The organism is Ralstonia sp. VS2407 (genome assembly GCF_052950655.1).
In genome coordinates, this window is sequence record NZ_JBRFVG010000001.1 from 393,912 (window position 1) to 417,363 (window position 23,452).

A 23,452-nucleotide genomic window follows, 5' to 3' on the forward strand; every position below is an offset into this window, starting at 1 on the left:
CGAACGCAGATATGGACTGGCTGGCTTTACTGACGTTGCTGGGCGTGGCCGTGGTGGCTGTGCTGTGTGTGTTGATCTGGCGCGGCGTGTCTCGCCCGGCGGAAAACGATATGTCGCCGATGCTCGCGGCACTGCAAGATGGGCTCATGCGGGAACTCACGCGCGGTAATGAACGCATCGAGCGCGAACTGCGCGGCGAAATTGCCGAGACGGCCCGCATCGGCCGCAGCGACGTCACCCAACAACTGGGGCAGTTTCAGCAGGTGCTGGCTACGCAGCTCACCAGCGTTGCCACGCTGCAGAACAACCAGATCGACACGTTCGCGCAGCAGCTCACCAAGCTGACTGAGACGAACACGCAGCAACTGGAGGCCGTGCGCCAGAACCTGCAGCAGCAAGCCCAGCAGGCACGCGACGAGCAGGGCAACGCGCTGCGCCGCTTTGGCGAGACGATGCAGCAGCAGCTCGCGCAATTGGGTGAGGGCAACGAGCGCCGTCTGGCCGAGGTACGCGCCACGCTGGAACAGAAGCTCAAGGACATCGAGGCGAACAACGCGACCAAGCTCGACGAGATGCGCCGCACGGTCGACGAAAAGCTGCACGCCACGCTGGAGCAGCGGCTGGGCGAATCGTTCAAGCTGGTGTCGGATCGGCTGGAACAGGTGCATCGCGGTCTGGGCGAAATGCAGGCGCTGGCCCAGGGTGTGGGCGACCTGAAGAAGGTGCTGACCAATGTGAAGACGCGCGGCACCTGGGGCGAAGTTCAGCTTGAGATGCTGCTGGAGCAGATGCTCACGCCCGAGCAGTACGACAAGAACGTCGAAACCGTGCACGGCACCGGCGCGCGCGTGGAATTTGCCATACGCCTGCCCGGCAAAACCGATGCCGATCACGATGCAACGGTCTGGCTGCCGATCGATGCCAAGTTCCCGAAGGAGCAGTACGAACGCCTGCTCGACGCACAGGAACGTGCCGATGCCGAAGCTGCTGCCAGCGCCAGCCGCGAGCTGGAAGTCGCAGTACGCAAGGAGGCGCAGACCATCCACGAGAAGTACATCGCGCCGCCGGCCACGACCGACTTCGCCATCCTTTTCCTGCCGACCGAGGGCCTCTACGCTGAAGTGCTGCGCCGTCCGGGCCTGACGGACGAATTGCAGCGCAAGTTCCGCGTAACGGTGGCGGGTCCGACCACGCTTACGGCCATCCTCAACAGCCTGCAGATGGGCTTCCGAACGCTGGCGCTGGAAAAGCGCTCCAGCGAAGTCTGGCAAGTGCTCGGTGCAGTGAAGAGCGAGTTCGGAAAATTTGGCGACGTGCTGGCCGCGACGAAGAAAACGCTGGAGCGGGCCGTCAGCAACATCGAGCAGGCCGAGGTGCGGACGCGCCAGATGAACCGCAAGCTCAAGGCGGTGGAGGCGCTGCCGAGCGATTCCGCCCAGAGCGTGCTGGGGTTGGAAACCACCGTGCCCCAGGACGACGAAACCGAGGCCGAATAAGGCAGCGCCCAACAGAACGTTGGCATCAGCAAAAGAAAAGGGGCGGATATTTCCGCCCCTTCTTCTTGAACCGCGCAGAAGCGATCAGGCTTCTTCCGGCACGTCGCGCAACAGGATCTCGATACCGCCAAAGCGCTCGGCGACCCAGTTGTAGGCATGGCAGGCCAGCCACAGCGCACCAAAACCAACCAAGGCATTGAGGATCAGGCCGCTGAGCACAACAATCGTCGGCAGTTCACCGTAGCGGACGAAGCCGACGAAGAAGAACAGCCCTACGACCGGCAGCGAGAAACAGAGATACACCAGCACCAGCGCGCGTGCGGTGTGGGCCGGGTGAAGATACGCAATCTCCTTGGTCATCATGGCAGTGCTCAAGCTCAAATCCGAAACAATCAAACTGGCGCAGAGTGTAGCGAATCGACCGATGCGCCGATACCCGCAGCCCGCAGGTGACGCAAAAAACCGACAGCATGCCGTGTTGCAGCCAGCGCAAGAGCCGCTGCCGCCACGCCGCTCAGACGAGGCCGTCGAACAGCAGGACCTGCACGGCGTCGCCGGCGTTGACCTGGCCTTGTTCGTGGGCGAGCACGACGAAGCAGTTTGCTTCGCTCATGGAACGCAGCACGCCCGAGCCTTGCTGGCCGGTGAGGCGGACTTCGAGCTGGCCCCTGTCATTCAGGGCGGCGATCGCGCGCTGATATTCCGTGCGGCCCGGGCGCTTGCGGATCGGGGCGGCGCTCACGGCCGGCACCAACGGCGCGCCCGCGTCGGTGGCGCCCATCATGCGCAGCAGCGCGCCGCGCACGAAGTGATAGAACGTCACCATCACTGCCACCGGGTTTCCGGGTAATCCAAAGAGGAACGCGCTGCGGCCATTTGACGCGATGCGCCCGAACGCCATCGGCCGGCCCGGGCGCATGGCGATCTTCCAGAACGTCACGTCACCGAGCTTGGCCATCATCTGTTTGGTGAAGTCTGCTTCGCCGACGGAGACGCCGCCCGACGTGATGATCGCATCGGCATTTTCGGCGGCGGTGCGGAAGGCGGCTTCGAGCGCCGCCGGGTCATCGCGCACGACGCCCATGTCGAGCAGTTCCACCCCCAGGCGCGAGAGCATGCCGTGCAGCGTGTAGCGGTTGGAGTCGTACACGCAGCCGGCGTCGAGCGGTTCACCAATGGAGCGCAGCTCGTCGCCGGTCGAGAAGAACGCCACGCGCAGCTTGCGGCGCACAGAGACTTCGGCGATGCCGAGCGAGGCGAGCAGGCCGATATCGGCAGGGCGCAGCGTACGGCCGGCGGACAGCGCGGCGCTGCCATGCGCGAGATCTTCACCACGCAGACGACGGTTGTCGCCGGCGCGCACGGCATCGCGGGCAAAGCGGACGGTATTGGCATCGCCTTGCGTGAATTCCTGCGGGATGACCGTATCGCAGCCCGTCGGCATGACGGCGCCTGTCATCACGCGCACGGCCTCGCCTGCGCTGGGCACGCCGTCAAAGGCGACGCCCGCGTACGCCGTGCTGATCACGCGCAATGAGACTTCGCCTGCGTCGCCGGCCAGTTCCGCGCTGGCAAAGGCGAAACCGTCCATCGCCGAGTTGTCGTGCGCCGGCACGTCGATGGACGACAGCACGTCTTCGGCCAGCACGCGATCCAGCGCGCTGCGAATGGGCACGCGGGCAACGCCCGTCACCGGCTGGACGAAGTCGCGCATGATGGCTTGCGCTTGCGCGACGGGCAGGGCGTTCGGATCGTAATCGGACAGGCACGAAACGACAGAGGCGAGGGTGGTCATGACGTCGATGAGGGATCGGATGGTGTTGGCGCTCTAGCGGCGCTCGGCCAAATGGTGCAGCTCTTCCAGCGTGTTGATGTTGGCGAAGGCGGTGCTGTCGTCAAACAACACGTCCACCGTCGCGTGGCGCGCGGTCCAGGTTTCGATCTTGCGGCCGCCGCCTTGCAGATAGGCGATCAGGTCGTCGGCCAGCAACGTATCGATCAGACAGAATACCGGCTGCACTTGCCGGCGCGGTTGACCTTGCGCATCCGGCTCCATCGTCACCGGCATGGCGATGCGCGCGTTGGCCTCGTCCATTGCCTGCGAGAGCTTGGCGGCGAGGTCGGTCGGCACGAACGGCGAATCGCAAGGCGCAGTCAGCAGGTAGCGCGTTTGGCATTGTTCCAGCCCGGCCAGGATGCCTGCCAAGGGGCCGGCAAAGTCCGGCACCGAATCCGCCACCACCGGCACGCCAAACGATTCGTACGCGGCGAGGTTGCGATTGGCGTTGACCAGCATGTGACCTACCTGCGGCGACAGGCGCATCAACGTGTGCATCGCCATTGGCGCGCCGCGAAACGTCTGCAGGCCTTTGTCGACGCCGCCCATGCGGCTGCCCCGGCCGCCGGCCAGGATCAGGCCGGTGATGTCGGATGTTGGAATCATGTCGTTGAACGCTGGCGGATTCAGCCGCCGATGTAGGACATTTCGATGCGCCGGCCGACCGGCTGGGCCTTGCCGCTGGCACGCAGTTCGGAGTAGCGGTCGGTGCGGCCCTGCCAGACCGTGCGGATCGCATTGGAGAGTTCAAGATCGGTCGCGCCGCCGCGCAATAGCGCGCGCAGGTCGAAGCCTTCTGTGGCGAACAGGCACAGATACAGCTTGCCTTCGGTCGATAACCGGGCGCGCGTGCAATCGTGGCAGAACGCCTGTGTCACGCTGGAAATCACGCCGATCTCGCCTGTGCCATCAACGTAGCGCCAGCGCTCGGCGGTCTCGCCGCTGTAGTTGGCCGACACGGGCTCAATCGCAAACTCCGAAGACAAACGCTTCACGACCTCCGCCGAGGGCACGACAGAGCGCATTTCCCAGTGGTTGGTCGTACCCACGTCCATGTATTCGATAAAGCGGACGATGATCCCGCTGCCACGGAAGTGGCGCGCCATCGGCACGATCTGGTCATCGTTGTCGCCTTTCTTGACGACCATGTTGACCTTGATCGGTGCCAGGCCGACCTTGTGCGCTACTTCAATGCCATGCAGCACCTCGCCCACCGCAAAATCGACGTCGTTCATGCGGCGGAAAGTCGCATCGTCGATGCCGTCAAGGCTGACCGTCACGCGGCTGAGACCAGCATCCTTGAGCGACTGCGCCTTGCGTGCGAGCAGGGCGCCGTTGGTCGTGAGCGTCAGGTCCAGCGGCTTGCCTTCGGCTGTGGTCAGGCGCGCGAGCATTTCGACCAGGCGTTCGATGTCCTTGCGCAGCAGGGGCTCGCCGCCGGTTAACCGGATCTTCTCCACGCCGTGCTCGATGAACAGCCGCGCCATGCGTTCGATCTCCTCGAACGAGAGCAGCTCGGAATGCCTCAGGAAGCGGTAGTCCTTGTCGAACACGTCTTTCGGCATGCAATAGACGCAGCGGAAGTTGCAGCGGTCCGTCACCGAGATGCGCAGATCGTGCAGCCGGCGGCCCCGCGTGTCCGTCAGCCTGCCCTCTGCCGGGACGAGCACATTGGGCACGCTGGGTACCGTGGCGCGATGGTGCTGACCATCACGCAGATCGTAGAGGGGGATGACGGTTTCGGTCATGGCGTGGTGCGGTGCGTCAATCCACGAAGCGGGGACGGTTGCATCCGATACAGCTTCGAGTGTAGCGCAGCCCCTGTTCCGCGCGGGCGGTGGGGTTTCATACTCGACATAACGCGCACAGGAAAAAGGGCGGCCGAAGCCGCCCTCAAGTATTTGCCCCGGCGGTTACCCGCCGGTGTGCTGCTTACTGCTGGTCTGCACCACCCGCCGGGCGATTGGTCTCGACCAGCACCATCGGGCCGTGCTGAACTGGCGGCAGCGGTTTGCGCTCGCGCGGCACACGCGGTGCCGTAACGGTGCGCGCAGCTTCTTCCTGCGAAGCACGCAGCTTCTGACCGTCAGTGTGGACCCATGTCATGCCGGCGTTGTCCAGCACGCTCTGCAGGGTCTCGATCGGCAACGGCGAAGCCTGGGCAATCGTGCTGACCGGAGCCGGCACTTCGGCAAACGCCGTCACGATGGCTTCTTGAGGTGCTGCCACCGTGGCTTCCGGGGCGGGTGCTGCGGTAGCCGTTGCCAGCGCGGGCTCCGTCGGCTGCACTTGCGGCAGGGCCGACACAGGCGCCACGGCTTCCGCAGCATGCACCGGCTCTTGCACCACCGGAGCCGGGTTCTCAACCGGAGCGAACGACGTCGTCTGTACCGGTTCCGTCACGGTCGCGGGCAGTACCGGCTCGGCATGCATTTCGGCGACGGCTTCGTCTGCGCTTTCAGCGCCTTCGTTTTCGCCTTCACCTTCCGCACGGACGCCTTCCGCACCCTCGCGGTCGCGGCGATAGCGGTTGCGGCCACGGCGGCCACGGCGGCGGCGCTCTTCACCTTCACCGTTGCCTTCCACGCCCGGAGTCACGCCTTCGCCCACGAAGCCTTCTGCCGGAGCCGCGGTGTCCAGCAGCGGTTGCGGCACTTGCGATGCGGAAGTCTGGTCGACCAGAGCTTCGGTGGCCACGGCTGCGGCTTCCTTGGCTTGTTGGTCGCGCTCGCCGCGGCTTTCGCGCGGCTCGCGGTTTTCACGTGCCTCGCGCGGTTCACGACCTTCGCGGGCTTCCCGGCCCTCACGCGGCTGGCGCTCGCGGCGTTCCTGATTGCGTTCGCGGCGGCCTTGGCCCTGGTTCTGGCCCTCGCCACGCACTTCCTGGCCTTGCTGCGGCTGACGGGCTTCAGCCGTCTCGCGAACAGCGCCTTCGACCTGGGCCGGTTGACGGTTGCGATCGCGGTTGCCGCGCTGACCGTCACGTTGGCCTTCGCGCTGGACTTGTTGCTGACCTTCGCGGGCTTCGTTGCGCTCACGGCCCTGGCGGTTGCCATCACGGCCGTTCTGGCCCTGACCTTGGCGCTCACCACGTTCGCCGCGCTGGCCACGGCCGCCGCGGTCCTGACGATTGCCACGGCCTTGGCGGTTGCCTTCTTCCGCACGTTGCTTCGGCGTTTCGACGGGCGCGGCCACCACCGGCTCGGCCGGTTTGGCGCCAAACAGCGATTTCAGCCACGAAACAAAACCACCCTGGGCAGGTACCGGAGCCGGAGCCTGCGGTGCCGGAGCAGCTTCAGTACGAGCCGGACGCTCAGCACGCGGCACCGACACCGGCGCCGGTTGGTCCGGCGTGATGCCCTTGACGGCGGCTTCCTGGCGCGGCTTGGCAGCTTCCTTGCGGGTGCTGTACGCGGTGTCGGCTTCCAGTTCCTTGGCGGCCTCTTCGGCCATCTTGTAGCTGGCCTTGTCGTCGTCCAGGCGCGGATCGTCGTGGCGCAGGCGCTCCAGCTTGTAGTGCGGCGTCTCCAGATGCTTGTTCGGGATCAGCAGCACGTTGACTTTGAAGCGCGTCTCGATCAGGTTGATGTCCGGGCGCTTCTCGTTGAGCAGGAACGCAGCCACTTCCACCGGCACTTGGCAGTGGATCGCGGCGGTGTTTTCCTTCATCGCCTCTTCCTGGATGATGCGCAGCACCTGCAGGGCAGACGATTCGGTATCGCGAATGTGGCCCGTGCCGTTACAGCGCGGGCAAGTGACGTGCGAGCCTTCCGACAGCGACGGACGCAGGCGCTGGCGTGACAGCTCCATCAGGCCGAAACGGCTGATCTTGCCCATCTGCACGCGGGCGCGGTCGTGGCGCAGCGCGTCTTTCAGGCGCGTTTCGACGTCCTTCTGGGCCTTGCTCGACTCCATGTCGATGAAGTCGATCACGATCAGACCACCCAAGTCACGCAGGCGGAGCTGGCGAGCGATTTCGTCGGCAGCCTCAAGGTTGGTGCGCGCGGCGGTTTCCTCGATATCGGCGCCCTTGGTGGCACGCGCCGAGTTCACATCAATGGCGACCAGCGCCTCTGTGTGGTCGATCACGATGGCGCCACCCGAGGGCAGCATGACCATGCGCGAGTACGCCGATTCAATCTGGTGTTCGATCTGGAAGCGCGAGAACAGGGGAACGTCGTCGCGGTACTTCTTCACCCGATTCATGTTGTCGGGCATCACCACGCTCATGAAAGCGCGGGCCTGATCGTAGATGTCGTCCGTATCGATCAGGATTTCACCGATATCCGGCTGGAAGTAATCGCGAATCGCGCGGATCACCAGGCTGGATTCGAGATAGATCAGCAGCGGGGCCTTGTTGTCGACGGCAGCGCCATCAACGGCCTTCCACAGCTGCATCAGGTAGTTCAAGTCCCACTGCAGCTCTTCAGCCGAGCGGCCGATGCCGGCGGTGCGGGCGATGATGCTCATGCCGTCCGGCACTTGCAGTTGCGCCATCGTCTCGCGCAGTTCCTGGCGGTCTTCGCCCTCGATGCGGCGCGACACACCGCCGCCGCGCGGGTTGTTCGGCATCAGCACCAGGTAGCGGCCGGCCAGCGAGATGAACGTGGTCAGGGCTGCGCCCTTGTTGCCGCGTTCTTCCTTTTCAACCTGGACGATCAGTTCCTGGCCTTCGGACAGGGCGTCCTGGATGCGCGCACCGCGCACGTCCACCCCATCCTTGAAATAGGCGCGGGCGACTTCCTTGAAGGGGAGGAAACCGTGCCGCTCTTCGCCGTAATTGACGAAGCACGCTTCCAGCGACGGCTCGATACGGGTGATGACACCCTTGTAGATATTGCCTTTGCGCTGTTCGCGGCCGGCGGTCTCGATGTCGATGTCGATCAGTTTCTGACCATCGACAATGGCGACGCGCAGTTCTTCTTGCTGCGTCGCATTGAACAACATGCGTTTCATTGCAACCTCACTCCAATGCCGTGCAAGCACGGCGCTTCATGGAGCACGCAAAGGCGGAGCGGGTGGTCAACGAATTGCCAAGGTGTCGGCCAACAAAAAAGGCGCGACGGGGCACGGGCGAAAGAAATGAGGGCATTCCACGCGTCATCATGGATGGCAGGGCGGAGTCCGCGGACGCGGTTGGCGTCCAGTTGCGCGTCCTGTCACTCGTGCCACGGGCCCGATGCATGTGCAGGCGGGCCGGCGGCGGCGAGTCGCGTGAAGCGACCACAAAGAGCGAATTGACGGACGGCCTGTCCGGACGAAACCCGCGGCGGGGCAAATCGGGCGGCGTGCTGCTTTTTGGAGTTTTGCCGCCGGACCGCCATGGCAACGCGGTAACCGGATGTTCAGCCGGCCGGCACCAATCTGGTGCGGCAAGGGCTTCTTTCACCAAGCGGGCGCCGTATGGATGACCATGTGGCGCCCGCCTTTGAATTCTGTTCTACCAGCTGCTCGTTCTACGCTGGCCGACGTTGCCGACGTGATCTTTGGTTCACGTCCTGCGCGGTGGGACAGCGGTGCGTGCTGCTTTCGTGCCGATTAGTCGGCCACGTGATTAGCTTTGTAACACAAGTGGGCGAGAGATCGGCGCGTTCCGGATCGAAACGGTGGCTGTGTACAATACCTGTTGTTTCGTTCCGACCGGCTGTTGCTGGCGCCTTAACGACTGTCCAGCGAGAAAATTATATTGAAAATGAATGAGTTACGCCATCCATTTGATGGCCGCATTCAACAGGCCGGACGTGGCTCACTCGGCGATGCACTCGACGGCAAGTCGGTCGCCTATGTTGAAATCGGCGAGGACGCAGAAGGGCAGCGCATCGATAATTTCTTGATGCGCGTGGCCAAGGGCGTGCCCAAAAGCCATATTTACCGCATCCTGCGTTCCGGCGAGGTGCGCGTTAACAAAGGCCGTATTGACGCGGAATACCGTCTGAAGCTCGGTGATCTGGTCCGCATTCCGCCACTTCGGATCGCCCAGCAGGCCGAAGCCCCGCGCGCGGTCCCGGCGGCCGAATTCAAGATCCTTCACGAAGATACACACCTGTTGGTGATCGATAAGCCCGCCGGGGTGGCCGTTCACGGCGGCTCCGGGGTGGCGTTCGGGGTGATCGAGCAATTTCGCCAATCGCGCCCGGAGGCGAAGTTTCTGGAGTTGGTGCACCGCCTCGACCGCGAAACGTCGGGGGTTTTGCTGCTCGCCAAAAAGCGGTCTGCGCTGGTGGCGCTGCATGAGCAGATCCGTGAAGGTCAATTGGATAAACGGTACTTTGCGGCCGTGAAAGGCGTCTGGCCCCACAAGCGCCAACACATCAAGTCGCCGCTGCACAAATACACCACCCCGGAAGGCGAGCGCCGCGTGCGCGTGCAGGCCGATGGGCAGGCGTCGCACACGATCTTCAACAAGGTCGGCGTGTTTGGCCCATACACCTTGCTGGAGGCTGAACTGAAGACGGGGCGCACGCACCAGATTCGTGTGCATCTTGCGCATGCCGGTTTTCCGATTTTAGGCGACGACAAGTACGGCGATTTCGCCCTGAACAAGGCGCTGTCACGTGCGAATGCTTCGCCACGACTGGCGCGGATGTTCTTGCATGCGCATCGCCTGCAGCTGACGCATCCGCAAAGCGGTGAAACCGTCACGTTCAATGCGCCGTTGCCCTCCGAGTGCGCCGATTTCCTCAACGCTTTCCAGAGCCCCGATTCCGATGCCGCAGCAGCGCTTTGATCTGATCGTGTTCGATTGGGATGGCACGTTGATGGACTCGACATCGGCCATCACCCGATCGATCCAGCTCGCATGCCGGGATCTTGATCTGCCGGTGCCCGACGATACACGGGCGAGCCACGTGATTGGCCTGGGCCTGCGGGATGCCCTCGAATATGCCGTCCCGACGCTCGATCCTGCCGATTACGGCAAGCTGGCGGACCGGTATCGCTTCCATTACCTCAGCCGAGACGCCCACCTTGTGCTGTTTCCCGGCGTGCGTGAAATGCTGGAGGGACTGCGCAGCCAGAACTATCTGCTGGCTGTGGCGACGGGCAAATCCCGCGTTGGCCTGCAACGTGCGATGGAAGCGACGAATCTGACGGGCGTGTTCGACAACACGCGGTGCGCCGATGAGACGTTCTCCAAGCCGCACCCCGCGATGCTGCTCGAACTGACGCGCGACCTCGGCATGGAGGTCGAGCGCACCGTGATGATTGGCGACACGACGCACGACCTGCAGATGGCCGCCAATGCAGGCGCCGCTGGCGTCGCCGTCACATACGGCGCGCATCCTGCTGATGTGCTGGATTCGCTTGCACCGCTGTATAGCGCCAAGTCGGTCCCCGATTTACACAACTGGCTGACGCAACATGCCTGAGATGGCTGAACAGATTCGCGTGTGCGAAAGCGCTGCGCTGGAAGATGGAGGCCTGGGTGTCCGATTTCAGGTGGAGGTGCGCGGACGGCTCATCAGCGCGTTTGTTGTCCGTTATGCGGGCGGCGTTCACGGTTATCTGAACCAATGCGCGCACGTGCCGATGGAAATGGACTGGCAGGAAGGCCAGTTCTTTGAAAGCTCGGGCCTGTATCTAATGTGCGCGACGCATGGCGCCATTTACGAGCCAGATACTGGTCGGTGCGTCGGCGGACCTTGCCGGGGCTCGCATTTGTCCAAGCTTGAGGTGGCTGAGCGCGACGGCGCAGTCTGGTGGCAGCCGGATGCGCTATTCCGCGCGCCCGTGTCCGCGCCGGAACCAACACCTTCTGCCTAGTAGCGCAGTTCTCCTTCTCGACCGTTTTTCTCCTTGTCTATGACCGACTCGATTCCGCCGAAAGGGCCCGACGACGCCCCCAACGAGGGTGCAGGCAAACCAGAAGCGCTGGAAGTCACGCAGCACGCTGATCATCCGCTCGAAGCCGAATTGCGCAACTCGCCTGCATGCAAGTCCGCATCGGCATCTGGGCCAGCTGCATCTGCACAGGCCGGTGGCTGGGAGCGCGAGGTGCTCGAAAAGGTATTGATGGCAACTGTCCGTGAGCAGCGCGCCGCGCGCCGCTGGCGCATCTTTTTCCGCTTCGTGACGCTGGGTCTGATCGGGGTGCTTATTTACGCATTCGCCAGTCTCGAAGGCGAAACCGTCAGCACGGGCCGCCACACGGCGGTTGTCACGCTCGACGGCGAAATTGCAGCCAACACAAACGCCAGCGCTGAAAACATCAATGCATCGTTGCAGGCTGCGTTTGCAGACGACAACACCGTCGGTGTGATCCTGAAGATCAATTCGCCGGGCGGCTCGCCAGTGCAGGCGGGCATGATCAACGATGAAATTCGCCGTCTTCGCGCCAAGTACAAGAAGATTCCGCTGTACGTCGTTGTCGAAGAGATGTGCGCGTCAGGCGGTTATTACGTGGCCGCCGCTGCTGACAGAATCTATGTCGATAAGGCCAGCATTGTCGGCTCGATCGGCGTGCTGATGGACGGCTTCGGCTTTACCGGTCTGATGGACAAGGTGGGTGTGGAGCGCCGCTTGCTCACGGCCGGTTCGAACAAGGGCATGCTTGATCCGTTCTCGCCCGTGTCGCCCCAGCAGAAACAGTATGCGCAGGAGATGCTGGACCAGGTGCACCAGCAGTTCATCGATGTGGTGAAACAGGGGCGCGGCAACCGTTTGAAGGACGACCCGACGTTGTTCACCGGCCTGTTCTGGACGGGCGCCAAGGCTGTGGATCTCGGCCTGGCTGATGCGATCGGCAGCTCGGATTTCGTTGCTCGCAACGTCATCAAAGCGCCGGACGTGGTCGACTACACCGTCAAGGAAAACTTCGCCTCGCGCGTGGCACGCAAGCTTGGCACGGCGATGGGCGCGGGCGCTGTGAAGGCGCTGGCCGCTACGGGCCAGCTCAAGCTCTTGATGAAGGAATAAGCGCGCTATCGCGCGAGCAGCGAGAAGATTGCCGGCCGCTTGTGCAGGTTCATGCGGTCGGCGCGCCAGTCGCTCACCGGCAGTGTGACGACTTGCTCCTCGGGCAGCGTCAGGTCCACCGCGATCGAGAGCAGCGTGCTTGGCGCGCAGCCGGCCTGAATGGCCTCGAGCAACGCGCCATTCCGGTAAGGCGTTTCGATAAACACCTGTGTTTGGCCTGCGGAGCGTGAAAGCTGCTCCAGCGCGCGCAGCCTGGTCTTTCGCTCCGCGGCATCGACGGGCAAATAGCCGTTGAACGCAAAGCTCTGGCCGTTCAAGCCGGACGCCATCACCGCCAGCAGAATCGAACTCGGCCCCACCAGCGGCTTTACGCGCACGCCGCGTCGGTGCGCAAGTCGCACAAGATTCGCGCCGGGATCGGCCACCGCCGGCACACCGGCCTCCGACATCAGCCCCGCGTCCTGGCCGGCAACCACCGGCGCCAGCAGTGCTTCCAGTTCCGACTCGGGCGTTTTGACGTTCAGTTCGCGGATTGTGATTTCCTGCAGTGGGCGCGTCAGCGGCGTGGTCTCGGCCAGCTTCTTCAGCAGCGCGCGTGCGGTCTTGGCATGCTCGGCGACGAAATAATCGAGTCGCGCGGTGATTTGCTGAACGCCGGCCGGAATCACGTCAGGCAGCGGGTCAGTTGCATCGCGCGAGCCCAGCGTATTTGGAATGAGGTAAAGCGTACCGGCCATGGTTCAGGCGAAGAGCGGGTAGTGAACGTTGCGCAGCATGCCGGTCAGGGCGATCAGCGGCAGACCAACCAGCGCGGTCGGGTCCGACGACTCTACGCGTTCGAGCAGCGCGATGCCCAAGCCCTCTGATTTGGCGCTTCCCGCAACGTCGTATGGGTGTTCCAGATGCAAGTAGGCGTCCAATTCCTCATCGGAAAGATCGCGGAAGGTCGCCAGCGTGCGGATGTCCTCGCTCTGGTGTTGCCCGGTTCGCCCGTCGTACAGGCACAACGCTGAATGAAATGTGACGGTGCGTCCACGCATCCAGTGCAATTGCGCCAGTGCGCGGGCGTGATCACCGGGTTTGCCGACTTGCTTGCCGTCCAGCGTGGCGACCTGATCGGAGCCAATGACCAGCGCACCGGGATGGTCTGCTGCGACCTTCTCCGCCTTTTGCCGAGCCAGGCGCAGGGCGGTCTGATCGGGCGATTCGTCCGGGGCGGGGGTCTCGTCAATGTTCGGCACCACAATCTCAAACGGCAGGCGCAAGCGTTCAAGCAATTCCCGCCGATATGGCGAGCTGGAGGCGAGAATCAACGGCGGACGCGATGCAGAAGTCATAAGTGCTTGAAGATGCAGTGGATTTTGAGCAAAACCTTTTGACGCCAGAGGTTTCTGCCCGCTATAATCCCGCGTTTCGCGGTTTGGCCGCGCAGTGTCGCAAACCGAGCGCCCAGGCGCAAGGTGTCGGGCGCTGCAGGGCGGTCAATCCGGTTCGCGCACCAACAGCAACGCGTATAGCAGGTTCGATTCGTGGATTTTCGTGCATTCGATCTTTTCGCGTTCATTCGCGCGGGTGAGTCAGCAAGCGGCACGGTCCATCTGACCGATATGCCCCGCCTGCTGGCCGAGCAAGCCGCCGATGCCCCGGCTGACGCCAACACGCAGTTCCGTTGGCACCTGCAGGGTCTGGTGCGCGAGGAGGCTACCGCCGGCCAGTTGCCCCGCCAGCGTCTCTTCGTGGATCTGGAAGTGGATGGGGTGGTCTGGCTGCAATGCCAGCGCTGCCTCAAAGCCTACGAGCAACCTCTGCCGGTGCGCACGCGCCTTGAGGTCATGCGCTCGGAAGCCGAGGCCGACGCTGCTCCGCTGGATGACGATGAGGCCGATGTCATCGTCGGCTCGCGCAGCTTTGATCTGATCACGCAGATCGAAGATGAGTTGTTGCTGACGTTGCCGGTGTCGCCGCGTCATACAGTCTGCCCGGATGAGGTGCTGCCGGAAGAGGCTGAAGCTGAAAAGAAGCCATCGCCGTTCGCGGTGCTGGCCAATCTGAAGACCAAACATTAGGCGTGCGCGAACATTCGCGCGCGCTGATGGCAGTACGTTTCACACGCCTACCGGAATGGCTACGCTCCGGCTCCGTGTGATGTGATAAAATTGATCAAATTGCTTAGGAGTCAGTCATGGCTGTTCAACAAAACAAGAAGTCGCCGTCCAAGCGCGGCATGCATCGTTCGCACGATTTCCTGACGACGGCCCCGATCGCTGTCGAGCCGACCACCGGCGAAGTGCACCTGCGTCACCACGTGAGCCCGAACGGCTACTATCGCGGCCGCAAGGTTGTGAAGACCAAGAACGACTGATGCGATTTGCCAGTTTTCTGGCAAGCGTGTTGGGCTGGTCTGAACGCACAGGTTCATGATGCAAGCGAAAAAGCGGCAAGCCAATTTGCCGCTTTTTTGTTGAGCGAAATTCGGCAATGCGTGTACGGGTTTGTGTACCATACGCGCGCCAACGGCCGGAGCCGCACGTGAAACCGCAACTCAGACTCGCATGACCATCAAGCTTGCCATCGACTGCATGGGTGGTGATCACGGCGTTGGCGTGACAATCCCTGCAGCGATCCATTTTCTCGCTGCGCACGAAGACGTCGAAATGCTGCTCGTCGGGCAGTCCGATGCCATCGCGGCGCAACTCAAGCGACTCCACGCTACCGCGAACCCGCGTGTTCACATCGTTCCCGCCTCCGAGGTGGTGTCGATGGGCGATCCGGTCGAGGTGGCGCTGCGCAAGAAGAAAGATTCTTCAATGCGCGTGGCCATCAATCAACTCAAGGAAGGCGCAGCTCAGGCGTGCGTTTCCGCTGGTAATACCGGCGCATTGATGGCGGTGTCGCGTTACGTTCTCAAGACGCTGGACGGCATTGACCGCCCGGCCATCGCTACCGCCATCCCGAACGAGAAAGGTGCCGGCACCACCGTGCTGGACCTTGGCGCCAACGCCGACTGCGAGCCCGAGCACCTGCTGCAGTTCGCGCAGATGGCCTCGGCGATGGTGTCGGTGGTTGAGCAGAAGCCTCGCCCGACGGTCGGGCTGTTGAACATCGGCGAAGAAGTCATCAAGGGCAACGAGGTCGTGAAGCAGGCGGGCGAGCTACTACGAGCTTCCGACCTGAACTTCTTCGGCAACGTTGAAGGCAACGACATCTTCAAGGGCACGACCGACATTGTCGTCTGCGACGGCTTTGTCGGAAACGTGGCGCTCAAGAGCACCGAAGGCCTAGCCAAAATGATCGGTGAGATGCTGCGCCAGGAGTTCAGCCGCTCGTGGTTCACGAAGCTGCTCGCCGTCGTGGCGCTGCCGGTATTGACGCGTTTCAAACGACGCGTGGACCATCGGCGCTACAATGGCGCCGCGCTGCTCGGCCTGCGTGGTTTGGTCATCAAGAGCCACGGCTCGGCCGATGCCTACGCGTTCGAGTGGGCCATCAAGCGTGCCTACGACGCTGCGGCTAACGGCGTGATCGCCCGCATTGCGCAGGCGTTCGAATCGCACCATGACGCAGCGGGCGCTGCGCCGGTCTCCACTTCCACTCCGGCTGCTGACGCTGCTTGAACGCGTCGCTCCCGAGAGAGATTTACCCCACCGCACATGACACGTTTCGCAAGGATCATCGGTACGGGCAGCTACCTGCCGCCCAAGCGGGTCACCAATGACGAACTGGCTGCCCAATTGGCCGAGAAGGGTATTGAGACGAGCGACGAATGGATCGTCTCGCGCAGCGGCATCAGGGCGCGTCATTTCGCCGAACCTGATGTTACGTGCAGTGACCTCGCAGTAAAGGCAGCTGAGCGTGCGATCGAAGCCGCCGGTATCGATCGTTCCGAGCTCGACTTGATCCTGGTGGCGACATCCACCCCGGATTTCGTGTTCCCGAGCACAGCTTGCCTGGTGCAGCAAAAGCTCGGCATCACCAACGGCTGCCCTGCGTTCGACGTGCAGGCCGTGTGTTCCGGCTTCGTTTACGCGCTGGCGATCGCCGACAAATTTATCCGCTCGGGTGCGTACCGCAACGTCCTCGTGATTGGCTCGGAAGTCTTCTCGCGCATCATCGACTTCAGCGACCGCACCACTTGCGTGCTGTTTGGCGATGGCGCTGGCGCCGTGGTGCTGCAGGCTTCTGAGGAGCCGGGCATCCTGTCGACTGCGCTGCATGCTGACGGTAGCCACGCCAACATCCTGTGCGTGCCGGGCAACGTTGCGGCAGGTGCAATTCAAGGCAGCGCCTTCCTGTACATGGATGGTCAAGCTGTCTTCAAGCTGGCCGTCACGGTGCTCGACAAGGTTGCCCGTGAAGCACTGGCGGCAGCGGAGCTCGATGCCTCGGAAGTCGATTGGTTGATCCCGCACCAGGCGAACATCCGCATCATGCAGGGCACGACCAAGAAGCTAGGCCTCTCGAACGAGCGCCTGATCGTGACCGTCGACGAGCACGGCAACACATCGGCTGCCTCGATTCCCCTGGCGCTCGACGTTGCTGTGCGCGACGGCCGTATCCAGCGCGGTCAGCACGTGATGCTCGAAGGCGTGGGCGGCGGCTTTACCTGGGGCGCCGCGCTGCTGCGCTTCTGATCGACGAATTTCCAGAACGAACAATACGAGCCATGACATTCGCTTTCGTCTTCCCCGGCCAGGGTTCGCAATCGGTCGGCATGCTCAATGCGTTTGCCGATCATCCCGCCGTGGCGGCCACGCTGGCCGAGGCGTCCGACGCGCTGGGCCAGGACATCGGCAAACTGATCGCCGAAGGACCGGCAGAAGAACTCAACCTGACGGCCAACACGCAGCCCGTCATGCTGACGGCAGCGGTTGCCGTCTATCGTGCATGGCAGGCTGCCGGCGGCCCAACGCCGACCGTCGTGGCCGGCCATAGCCTTGGCGAGTATTCGGCGCTGGTCGCCGCTGGCGCCATCGCGTTCAAAGACGCTGTACCGCTGGTGCGTTTCCGCGCCAAGGCGATGCAAGAAGCCGTGCCGGTGGGCGAGGGCGGCATGGCTGCGATTCTCGGTCTGTCGGACGACGACGTGCGCGCAGCATGCGCCGAAGCTTCCGTCGCGGGTGTGGTCGAAGCCGTGAACTTCAACGCGCCTGCCCAGGTGGTGATCGCCGGTGCCAAGGCGGCCGTCGAGAAGGCTTGTGAAATCGCCAAGGCCAAGGGCGCCAAGCGGGCGCTGCCGCTGCCGGTGTCGGCGCCGTTCCACTCTTCGCTGCTCAAGCCGGCGTCGGATCGTTTGCGCGAGTATCTCGCCAGCGTGACGGTCAATGCCCCGGTGATCCCCGTCATCAATAACGTGGATGTGGCTGTGCTGAACGACCCCGCCGCCATCAAGGATGCGCTGGTGCGCCAGGCAGCATCGCCGGTACGCTGGGTTGAGACGGTCCAGAAGATGAAGGCCGACGGCATTTCCCGCGTGGTCGAGTGCGGGCCGGGCAAGGTGCTGGCCGGTCTGGTCAAACGTATCGATGGCGAGATTGTCGGCGACGCGATCTTCGATGCGGCGTCGCTGGAAGCCGTGCTGGGCCAACTCAAATAATCAACGGGATTCGTATGACCCAAGCATTGAACAATCAGGTTGCTCTCGTCACCGGTGCTTCGCGCGGCATCGGCCGCGCCATTGCGCTGGAACTGGCGCGCCAAGGTGCGACGGTGGTCGGTACGGCCACGTCGGAAGCCGGCGCGCAAGCCATCACCGCGTACTTTGCCGAAGCCGGCGTGAAGGGTTCGGGTGTGGTGCTCAACGTGAATGATGCGGCGCGCTGCGAGGCGGTCATCGACGAAACCATCAAAACGCATGGTGGCCTGAACATCCTCGTCAACAATGCCGGCATCACGCAGGACAACCTTGCGATGCGTATGAAGGACGAAGAGTGGGTGTCGGTCATCGACACGAACCTCTCGGCTGTGTTCCGACTGTCGCGCGCCGTGTTGCGCCCGATGATGAAGGCGCGCGGTGGCCGCATCATCAACATCACTTCGGTCGTCGGCTCTGCCGGCAACCCGGGGCAGGCGAACTACGCAGCGGCCAAGGCTGGCGTGGAAGGTATGGCTCGAGCGCTGGCCCGCGAGATCGGTAGCCGGAACATCACGGTCAACTGCATCGCTCCGGGCTTTATCGATACCGACATGACGAAGGTCCTGTCGGAAGAGCAACATACCGCGCTGAAGGCGCAGATTCCGCTGGGCCGCCTCGGCGCGCCCGAGGACATCGCCAGCGCGGTTGCCTTCCTGGCGTCACCGGCGGCGGGCTACATTACGGGCTCGACGCTGCACGTCAATGGCGGCATGTACATGGGATAAGGAAGCCGTCCCGGCGGCGGGTGTGCGGGCTTTGCGTATGTACAAAATCCCGCGCGATCGCCGATTTAACTGGCTTTTAGCATCATGTTGGGCGCATTTTTTGCATGGATTCCGGCGCGGTTTTTCGCCGCGCAAACCTGCTAGAATGCGCGCACTTTTTGTCGAATACTTCCCTGGAGGGTTAAATGGACAACATCGACGCACGCGTTAAGAAGATCGTTGCAGAGCAACTCGGCGTGGCCGAAGCAGACATCAAGAACGAATCGTCGTTCGTGAACGATCTGGGCGCGGATTCGCTCGATACGGTTGAGCTGGTGATGGCTCTGGAAGACGAGTTCGGTATGGAAATCCCGGACGAAGAAGCCGAGAAGATCACCACGGTGCAGCAAGCCATCGATTACGCGACCGCCCACGTCAAGGCGTAAGCGTCAATCGATCTCTTGACATCGCGGGCCACAGAAAGGGCGGTTGTCCGGTTTGACCGGGTGGCGCGTTTTCTGTGGCCTTTGTCGCTGATACAGAGTTGCAGGAAAGCATAGTGAGCCGTCGTCGCGTAGTGGTAACCGGCCTGGGGCTGGTCTCTCCGGTAGGGAACTCGGTCGCCGAGGGGTGGGCCAATCTGGTCGCCGGCAAGTCCGGGATCGCCACCGTCACCAAATTCGATCCGTCGAACCTGGCCGTGCATTTCGCGGGTGAGGTGAAGGGCTTCAACGCTGAGGATTACATCCCGGCCAAGGAAGCCCGCAACATGGATACCTTCATCCATTACGGCATCGCTGCCGGCGTGCAAGCGCTGAAGGACAGCGGGCTGGAAGTGACTGAAGCCAATGCGGAGCGCATCGGTGTGCTGGTGGGTTCGGGTATCGGCGGTTTGCCGATGATCGAAGAAACGCACCAGACCTACGTTGATCGTGGCCCGCGCCGGATTTCGCCGTTCTTTGTGCCGGGTTCGATCATCAACATGATCTCTGGCCATCTGAGCATCATGTTCGGCTTGAAGGGCCCGAACCTGGCAGCCGTCACCGCTTGCACGACGGGTCTGCACAGCATTGGCCTGGCCGCGCGCCTGATCCAGGCCGGCGATGCTGACGCGATGGTCGCCGGCGGTGCCGAATCGACCGTGTCGCCGCTCGGCATCGGCGGCTTTGCCGCAGCCCGTGCGCTGTCCACGCGCAATGAGGATCCGGCTACTGCGTCGCGCCCCTGGGACAAGGACCGTGATGGCTTCGTCCTGGGCGAGGGTGCGGGTGTGATGGTGCTGGAGGAGTACGAATCGGCCAAGGCACGCGGCGCCACGATCTACGCGGAAGTCGCAGGCTTCGGCATGAGCGGGGACGCGTTCCACATGACGGCGCCGAACATGGACGGCCCACGTCGTTGCATGCTTAATGCACTGCGTGATGCAGGCATGAATGCGGATCAGGTCCATTATCTGAATGCGCACGGCACGTCCACGCCGCTGGGCGATAAGAACGAGTCCGAAGCCATCAAGGCGGCATTCGGTGATCATGCAAGCAAGGTTGTCGTGAATTCCACCAAATCCATGACCGGCCACTTGCTGGGTGGGGCGGGCGGTCTGGAGTCGGTGTTCACGGTTCTGGCGCTGCACAATCAGGTGTCGCCGCCGACCATCAACATCTTCAACCAGGATCCCGAGTGCGATCTCGATTACTGCGCCAACACCGCGCGTGACATGAAGATCGACGTGGCCGTGAAGAACAACTTCGGCTTCGGCGGGACGAACGGTACGCTGGTGTTCAAGCGCCCATAAGGCAGAGCGGCACGTAGCCTTACGGCGCGTGCCGCTTCGTTTTTTCCCTTGGTTGTCCAGCACATTGTCTTTCCAGCGTCGTATCGGCGATTGTGCGCGATCACTCGATTTGGCATGGCTGCCCTTGTCTGCTCGGTTGTTTGCTGGGCGATCAAAACGTGGGGCGCCGCATTGCCTTGGATTACATGGGGCGTCATCAGCGGGTTGGCGATGGCAGCTTGCCTTCCTTTGATGGTGAACCGTTCGCCGCTTGCGATGGAACTGATGTGGCGCGCTCGTCTCAAACAAGACGGAGAGCCCGGCCAAGCTGTATGGCAAGTCCGATTGAAAGCGCCAGAAGCGATCCAAAATGCGCCTCTGTTATGGTCGTGGCCACTCGGAGAGCGCATCTTGGTCCTTGGTGTCGCGCGTCGGGGGTGGTGTCCGCAGATTTTTGTGCTGATGCCGCCGTGGTTTTCCGCCAGGACGCTACGTCGTATGCGAAGTCTGTTGCGCCTGGGGCCTCCGCGGGTGGCCTCCCAGGTGTCCGGTGTGTCGTAGGTAAAATACAACGTTTCCAAGTCACAAAAACTCAAGGCGATACACTGCAGGTGAAGAATCCGTGAGCGAACGCGAAGCCGACCAGATCCTCGTCGAGCGCGTCCAGCAAGGCGACAAGCGAGCGTTTGAGCTGCTGGTGGTCAAGTACCACCGGAAGATCATTCGGCTCGTCTCTCGCCTGATCCGTGACCCGGCCGAAGTCGAGGATGTGGCACAGGATGCCTTTATCAAGGCATACCGTGCGTTGCCCCAATTTCGGGGGGAATCCGCGTTCTATACGTGGCTGTATCGCATCGCCGTCAATACGGCCAAGAACTACCTGGCGACTCAGGGACGGCGCCCGGAATCGTCCAGCGACATCGACACCGAAGAGGCTGAAACTTTTGCCGACGGTGAGCTACTAAGGGATATCAATACGCCGGACTCCATGCTGCACACCAAGCAGGTGGCCGAAACGGTCAACCGTGCGATGGAAGCGCTGCCCGAGGAATTGCGGACCGCAATAACACTCCGGGAGATCGAGGGTCTGAGCTATGAGGAAATCGCTGAAGCGATGGAGTGCCCGATCGGCACGGTCCGGTCCCGCATCTTCCGGGCGCGCGAGGCGATTGCCGAGAAATTGCGCCCCCTGCTGGGAACAGTGGAGGGCAAACGGTGGTAGCCAGCCGATATGACAAGCCGGCGGCCGCATGCGGCTGCGAACGGTGAAACCTCGGGAAGTCTTCTCTCGGATCGTTGATTGGACGTTGGAGTTTTTGGGGTCGGGAAATGGGTCAGGCTCAATTGCAAACGGCAGAAGCGGAGTTCGCACAACGCATCTCTGCCTTGATGGACGGTGAAGTCGCTGCGCACGAGGCGTCGGCTGCCGTGGAACTTGCCAAGGATGGCGAGGGCGCGGGGCATTGGCGCGAATATCAACTGATCGGCGATGTGCTCCGGTCGGAAGATCTGCTGAACACGCGTTCCTCTGAAGATTTCCTCAGCCGGTTCTCGGCCAAGCTCGACGCCGAACCGCATCTGCTGGTGCCGGCGGTGGCGCAGCGCGCCAAAACTCAAGAGAGGCACCGCTTCCTGGTCAGCCCTGCTTGGGTCCGCCGGATCATGCCTACGACCGCCGTGGCAGCGGCGGTGGCGGCCGTTAGCTGGGTCGTCGTGCCGCAATTGCGCGGTCCTGCTGATGGCGCAGACGGCTCTCCCGCTTTGGTCGCCAAAGCGACGCAAGCTGCTGGTGCACAGGCACTGACGGTTGCGGCAACTGACAATACGCCGATGATTCGCGACGCCCGTCTGGATGAGTACCTGAGCGCCCACCGGCAATCAGCGACCAACGGTATGGTGGTTCCGTATCTGCGTGCAGTGGCCAATGGGGTGGCGAACACCCAGGACTCCAATCAGGAATAATGCGGGCATCCATGTCGAAGGTGTGGCACCCCGTTGCCGGGGCAGGCGCCCGCAAGCTTCAGGCCGTTCGTCGGTCGATTTTTCTTCTTCTGTGTGTTTCGGCGCTGGCGACAGCTGCGCAGCCGCAGCCCGATCCCATGCCGCGCAAGGAGGCCGCCTCCTGGCTAGCAAAAATCCATCGCGCAGCGCTCAAGCAGAACTATGTCGGCACGCTGACGTATCAGCGCGGCAACGGCATGCATTCCACCCGCATCCAGCATTACGCTGATCTTTTCAACAACGAGTACGAGCGCGTCGAAGCGCTGGACGGCAAGCAGCGAGAAATGCTGCGCCACAATGACGTCGTCCGGAATCTGATTTACGACGTCAAACTCGTTGTGACCGAGAAGCAGGAGCACAAGGACAGCTTTCCCGCGTTGCTCGCCACCACCAATGGCGATGTGCTTGATCAATACGACATGCGCCACCTGCAGGCCGAGCGTGTCGCAGGCATGGATTGCGAAGTCTTCCAGCTCGATCCGAAGGACGGCTACCGTTATGCCTACCGAATCTGGGCCGAGCGCAACAGTGGTTTATTGATGCGCGCTCAGACCATTGGTGAAGACGGCAAGGTGCTTGAACAGGTTGCCTTCTCGCAAGTTGAGTTGGGTGTGCCGTCGGAAAAGCAGAAGATCGTCAATGCGCTCAAGAACCTGAGCGGCTGGAATCAATATGAGATCGTGACCCAGCCGACCAACCTGGCCGAGCAAGGTTGGACGATTGGCAACCCCGTCAAGGGTTTTCAGAAGATCCGTGAGGTGCGTCGTCCGCTGGGCGATATTGCGCCGGCTGGCAAGCACGGCTCCGGTTTCGAAGTCCAGCAGGTCGTGTTTAGTGACGGGTTGGCAGGCCTGTCGCTCTTTATCGAGCCGGTCTCTGAAAAGCGTACGCGCCGCGAAGGCTTTATCTCGCAGGGCGCTACCCATGTGATGGTGCGACGTGTTGCCGATTTCTGGCTGACGGTCGTGGGCGAAGTCCCATTTGCTACCATCAAGCAGTTTGGCGCAGCAGTCGACTACAAGCCGGTGTCTGCCAACGCGACCAACAAGCCGGCAAGCTCGCCGCAGTAGCCACAGAGCCGGCGTCTGTCTTGGATGC

General features: G+C 62.6%; 23 protein-coding genes. 16 read left to right on the plus strand and 7 right to left on the minus strand.

Going from position 1 to position 23,452, the window contains the following annotated elements; all coding sequences use genetic code 11:
- Positions 1-11 precede the first annotated feature (11 nt).
- Positions 12-1,496, plus strand: a complete 1,485-nt coding sequence (gene rmuC, locus ACU8YE_RS01870) for a DNA recombination protein RmuC (RefSeq protein ID WP_343619086.1) — start codon at positions 12-14, stop codon at positions 1,494-1,496.
- An 84-nt stretch (positions 1,497-1,580) separates the two neighbouring features.
- On the opposite strand, the gene ACU8YE_RS01875 is transcribed toward rmuC, so the two are convergent.
- The 5 genes from ACU8YE_RS01875 to ACU8YE_RS01895 all read right to left on the minus strand — a co-directional run bounded on the left by ACU8YE_RS01875 (position 1,581) and on the right by ACU8YE_RS01895 (position 8,289).
- On the minus strand, positions 1,581-1,859 hold the full coding sequence (locus tag ACU8YE_RS01875) for a hypothetical protein (RefSeq protein ID WP_004635681.1): 279 nt from the start codon (positions 1,857-1,859) through the stop codon (positions 1,581-1,583).
- A gap of 151 nt (positions 1,860-2,010) precedes the next feature.
- Entirely contained in the window at positions 2,011-3,291 is a 1,281-nt protein-coding gene (moeA, locus tag ACU8YE_RS01880; protein ID WP_446927991.1) for a molybdopterin molybdotransferase MoeA, read from the minus strand.
- Between the two features lie 33 nt (positions 3,292-3,324).
- Complete coding sequence (gene mobA, locus ACU8YE_RS01885; RefSeq protein WP_232042391.1) at positions 3,325-3,939, minus strand: molybdenum cofactor guanylyltransferase MobA; 615 nt, start codon at positions 3,937-3,939, stop codon at positions 3,325-3,327.
- A gap of 20 nt (positions 3,940-3,959) precedes the next feature.
- Entirely contained in the window at positions 3,960-5,081 is a 1,122-nt protein-coding gene (gene moaA, locus ACU8YE_RS01890) for a GTP 3',8-cyclase MoaA (protein ID WP_446927992.1), read from the minus strand.
- A gap of 184 nt (positions 5,082-5,265) precedes the next feature.
- Complete coding sequence (locus ACU8YE_RS01895) at positions 5,266-8,289, minus strand: Rne/Rng family ribonuclease (RefSeq protein ID WP_446927993.1); 3,024 nt, start codon at positions 8,287-8,289, stop codon at positions 5,266-5,268.
- 736 nt (positions 8,290-9,025) lie between these two features.
- Between ACU8YE_RS01895 and ACU8YE_RS01900 the strand changes: the two genes are divergently transcribed.
- From ACU8YE_RS01900 to ACU8YE_RS01915, 4 genes are read left to right on the plus strand one after another with little or no spacing between them, the layout of a single operon-like run.
- On the plus strand, positions 9,026-10,060 hold the full coding sequence (locus ACU8YE_RS01900; RefSeq protein ID WP_446928074.1) for an RluA family pseudouridine synthase: 1,035 nt from the start codon (positions 9,026-9,028) through the stop codon (positions 10,058-10,060).
- Positions 10,041-10,700 (plus strand): HAD-IA family hydrolase, encoded by a 660-nt coding sequence (locus ACU8YE_RS01905; RefSeq protein WP_322016455.1) that lies wholly within the window; start codon positions 10,041-10,043, stop codon positions 10,698-10,700. The genes ACU8YE_RS01900 and ACU8YE_RS01905 overlap by 20 nt, the downstream gene beginning before the upstream one ends.
- Positions 10,693-11,094, plus strand: coding sequence for a Rieske (2Fe-2S) protein (locus ACU8YE_RS01910; protein WP_260804251.1), 402 nt, complete (start codon positions 10,693-10,695; stop codon positions 11,092-11,094). Before ACU8YE_RS01905 ends, ACU8YE_RS01910 begins: the two co-directional genes overlap by 8 nt.
- 39 nt (positions 11,095-11,133) lie before the next feature.
- Complete coding sequence (locus ACU8YE_RS01915) at positions 11,134-12,246, plus strand: S49 family peptidase (protein ID WP_446928075.1); 1,113 nt, start codon at positions 11,134-11,136, stop codon at positions 12,244-12,246.
- A gap of 5 nt (positions 12,247-12,251) precedes the next feature.
- On the opposite strand, the gene ACU8YE_RS01920 is transcribed toward ACU8YE_RS01915, so the two are convergent.
- Positions 12,252-12,983, minus strand: a complete 732-nt coding sequence (locus tag ACU8YE_RS01920) for an SAM-dependent methyltransferase (RefSeq protein ID WP_316877933.1) — start codon at positions 12,981-12,983, stop codon at positions 12,252-12,254.
- A gap of 3 nt (positions 12,984-12,986) precedes the next feature.
- A complete protein-coding gene (locus tag ACU8YE_RS01925; RefSeq protein WP_260804249.1) occupies positions 12,987-13,583 on the minus strand; it encodes a Maf-like protein in 597 nt (198 codons plus the stop codon).
- A 192-nt stretch (positions 13,584-13,775) separates the two neighbouring features.
- On the opposite strand from ACU8YE_RS01925, the gene ACU8YE_RS01930 reads away from it, so the two are divergent.
- The 11 genes from ACU8YE_RS01930 (at position 13,776) to ACU8YE_RS01980 (ending at position 23,424) form a co-directional block, all read left to right on the plus strand.
- Positions 13,776-14,312, plus strand: a complete 537-nt coding sequence (locus tag ACU8YE_RS01930) for a YceD family protein (protein ID WP_440816735.1) — start codon at positions 13,776-13,778, stop codon at positions 14,310-14,312.
- Between the two features lie 116 nt (positions 14,313-14,428).
- Positions 14,429-14,608 (plus strand): 50S ribosomal protein L32, encoded by a 180-nt coding sequence (gene rpmF / locus ACU8YE_RS01935; RefSeq protein WP_003268823.1) that lies wholly within the window; start codon positions 14,429-14,431, stop codon positions 14,606-14,608.
- 190 nt (positions 14,609-14,798) lie between these two features.
- Entirely contained in the window at positions 14,799-15,860 is a 1,062-nt protein-coding gene (gene plsX, locus ACU8YE_RS01940) for a phosphate acyltransferase PlsX (protein ID WP_446927994.1), read from the plus strand.
- A 36-nt stretch (positions 15,861-15,896) separates the two neighbouring features.
- Positions 15,897-16,877 (plus strand): beta-ketoacyl-ACP synthase III, encoded by a 981-nt coding sequence (locus ACU8YE_RS01945; RefSeq protein WP_446927995.1) that lies wholly within the window; start codon positions 15,897-15,899, stop codon positions 16,875-16,877.
- A gap of 32 nt (positions 16,878-16,909) precedes the next feature.
- On the plus strand, positions 16,910-17,839 hold the full coding sequence (fabD, locus tag ACU8YE_RS01950) for an ACP S-malonyltransferase (protein ID WP_446927996.1): 930 nt from the start codon (positions 16,910-16,912) through the stop codon (positions 17,837-17,839).
- A 14-nt stretch (positions 17,840-17,853) separates the two neighbouring features.
- The gene (gene fabG, locus ACU8YE_RS01955; RefSeq protein ID WP_045204394.1) at positions 17,854-18,603 is read left to right on the plus strand and encodes a 3-oxoacyl-ACP reductase FabG; all 750 of its coding nucleotides are present in this window, start codon (positions 17,854-17,856) and stop codon (positions 18,601-18,603) included.
- 185 nt (positions 18,604-18,788) lie between these two features.
- Positions 18,789-19,028, plus strand: a complete 240-nt coding sequence (gene acpP / locus ACU8YE_RS01960; RefSeq protein ID WP_004635650.1) for an acyl carrier protein — start codon at positions 18,789-18,791, stop codon at positions 19,026-19,028.
- 113 nt (positions 19,029-19,141) lie between these two features.
- Entirely contained in the window at positions 19,142-20,374 is a 1,233-nt protein-coding gene (fabF, locus tag ACU8YE_RS01965) for a beta-ketoacyl-ACP synthase II (RefSeq protein WP_232042402.1), read from the plus strand.
- A 601-nt stretch (positions 20,375-20,975) separates the two neighbouring features.
- Positions 20,976-21,575: an RNA polymerase sigma factor RpoE gene (gene rpoE, locus ACU8YE_RS01970; protein WP_004635646.1), complete on the plus strand. Its 600-nt coding sequence runs from the start codon at positions 20,976-20,978 to the stop codon at positions 21,573-21,575.
- Positions 21,576-21,682: 107 nt separating this feature from the next.
- Positions 21,683-22,315 (plus strand): sigma-E factor negative regulatory protein, encoded by a 633-nt coding sequence (locus ACU8YE_RS01975; RefSeq protein WP_232042403.1) that lies wholly within the window; start codon positions 21,683-21,685, stop codon positions 22,313-22,315.
- An 11-nt stretch (positions 22,316-22,326) separates the two neighbouring features.
- Entirely contained in the window at positions 22,327-23,424 is a 1,098-nt protein-coding gene (locus tag ACU8YE_RS01980; protein WP_316868712.1) for a MucB/RseB C-terminal domain-containing protein, read from the plus strand.
- The last annotated feature ends 28 nt before the right edge of the window (positions 23,425-23,452 follow it).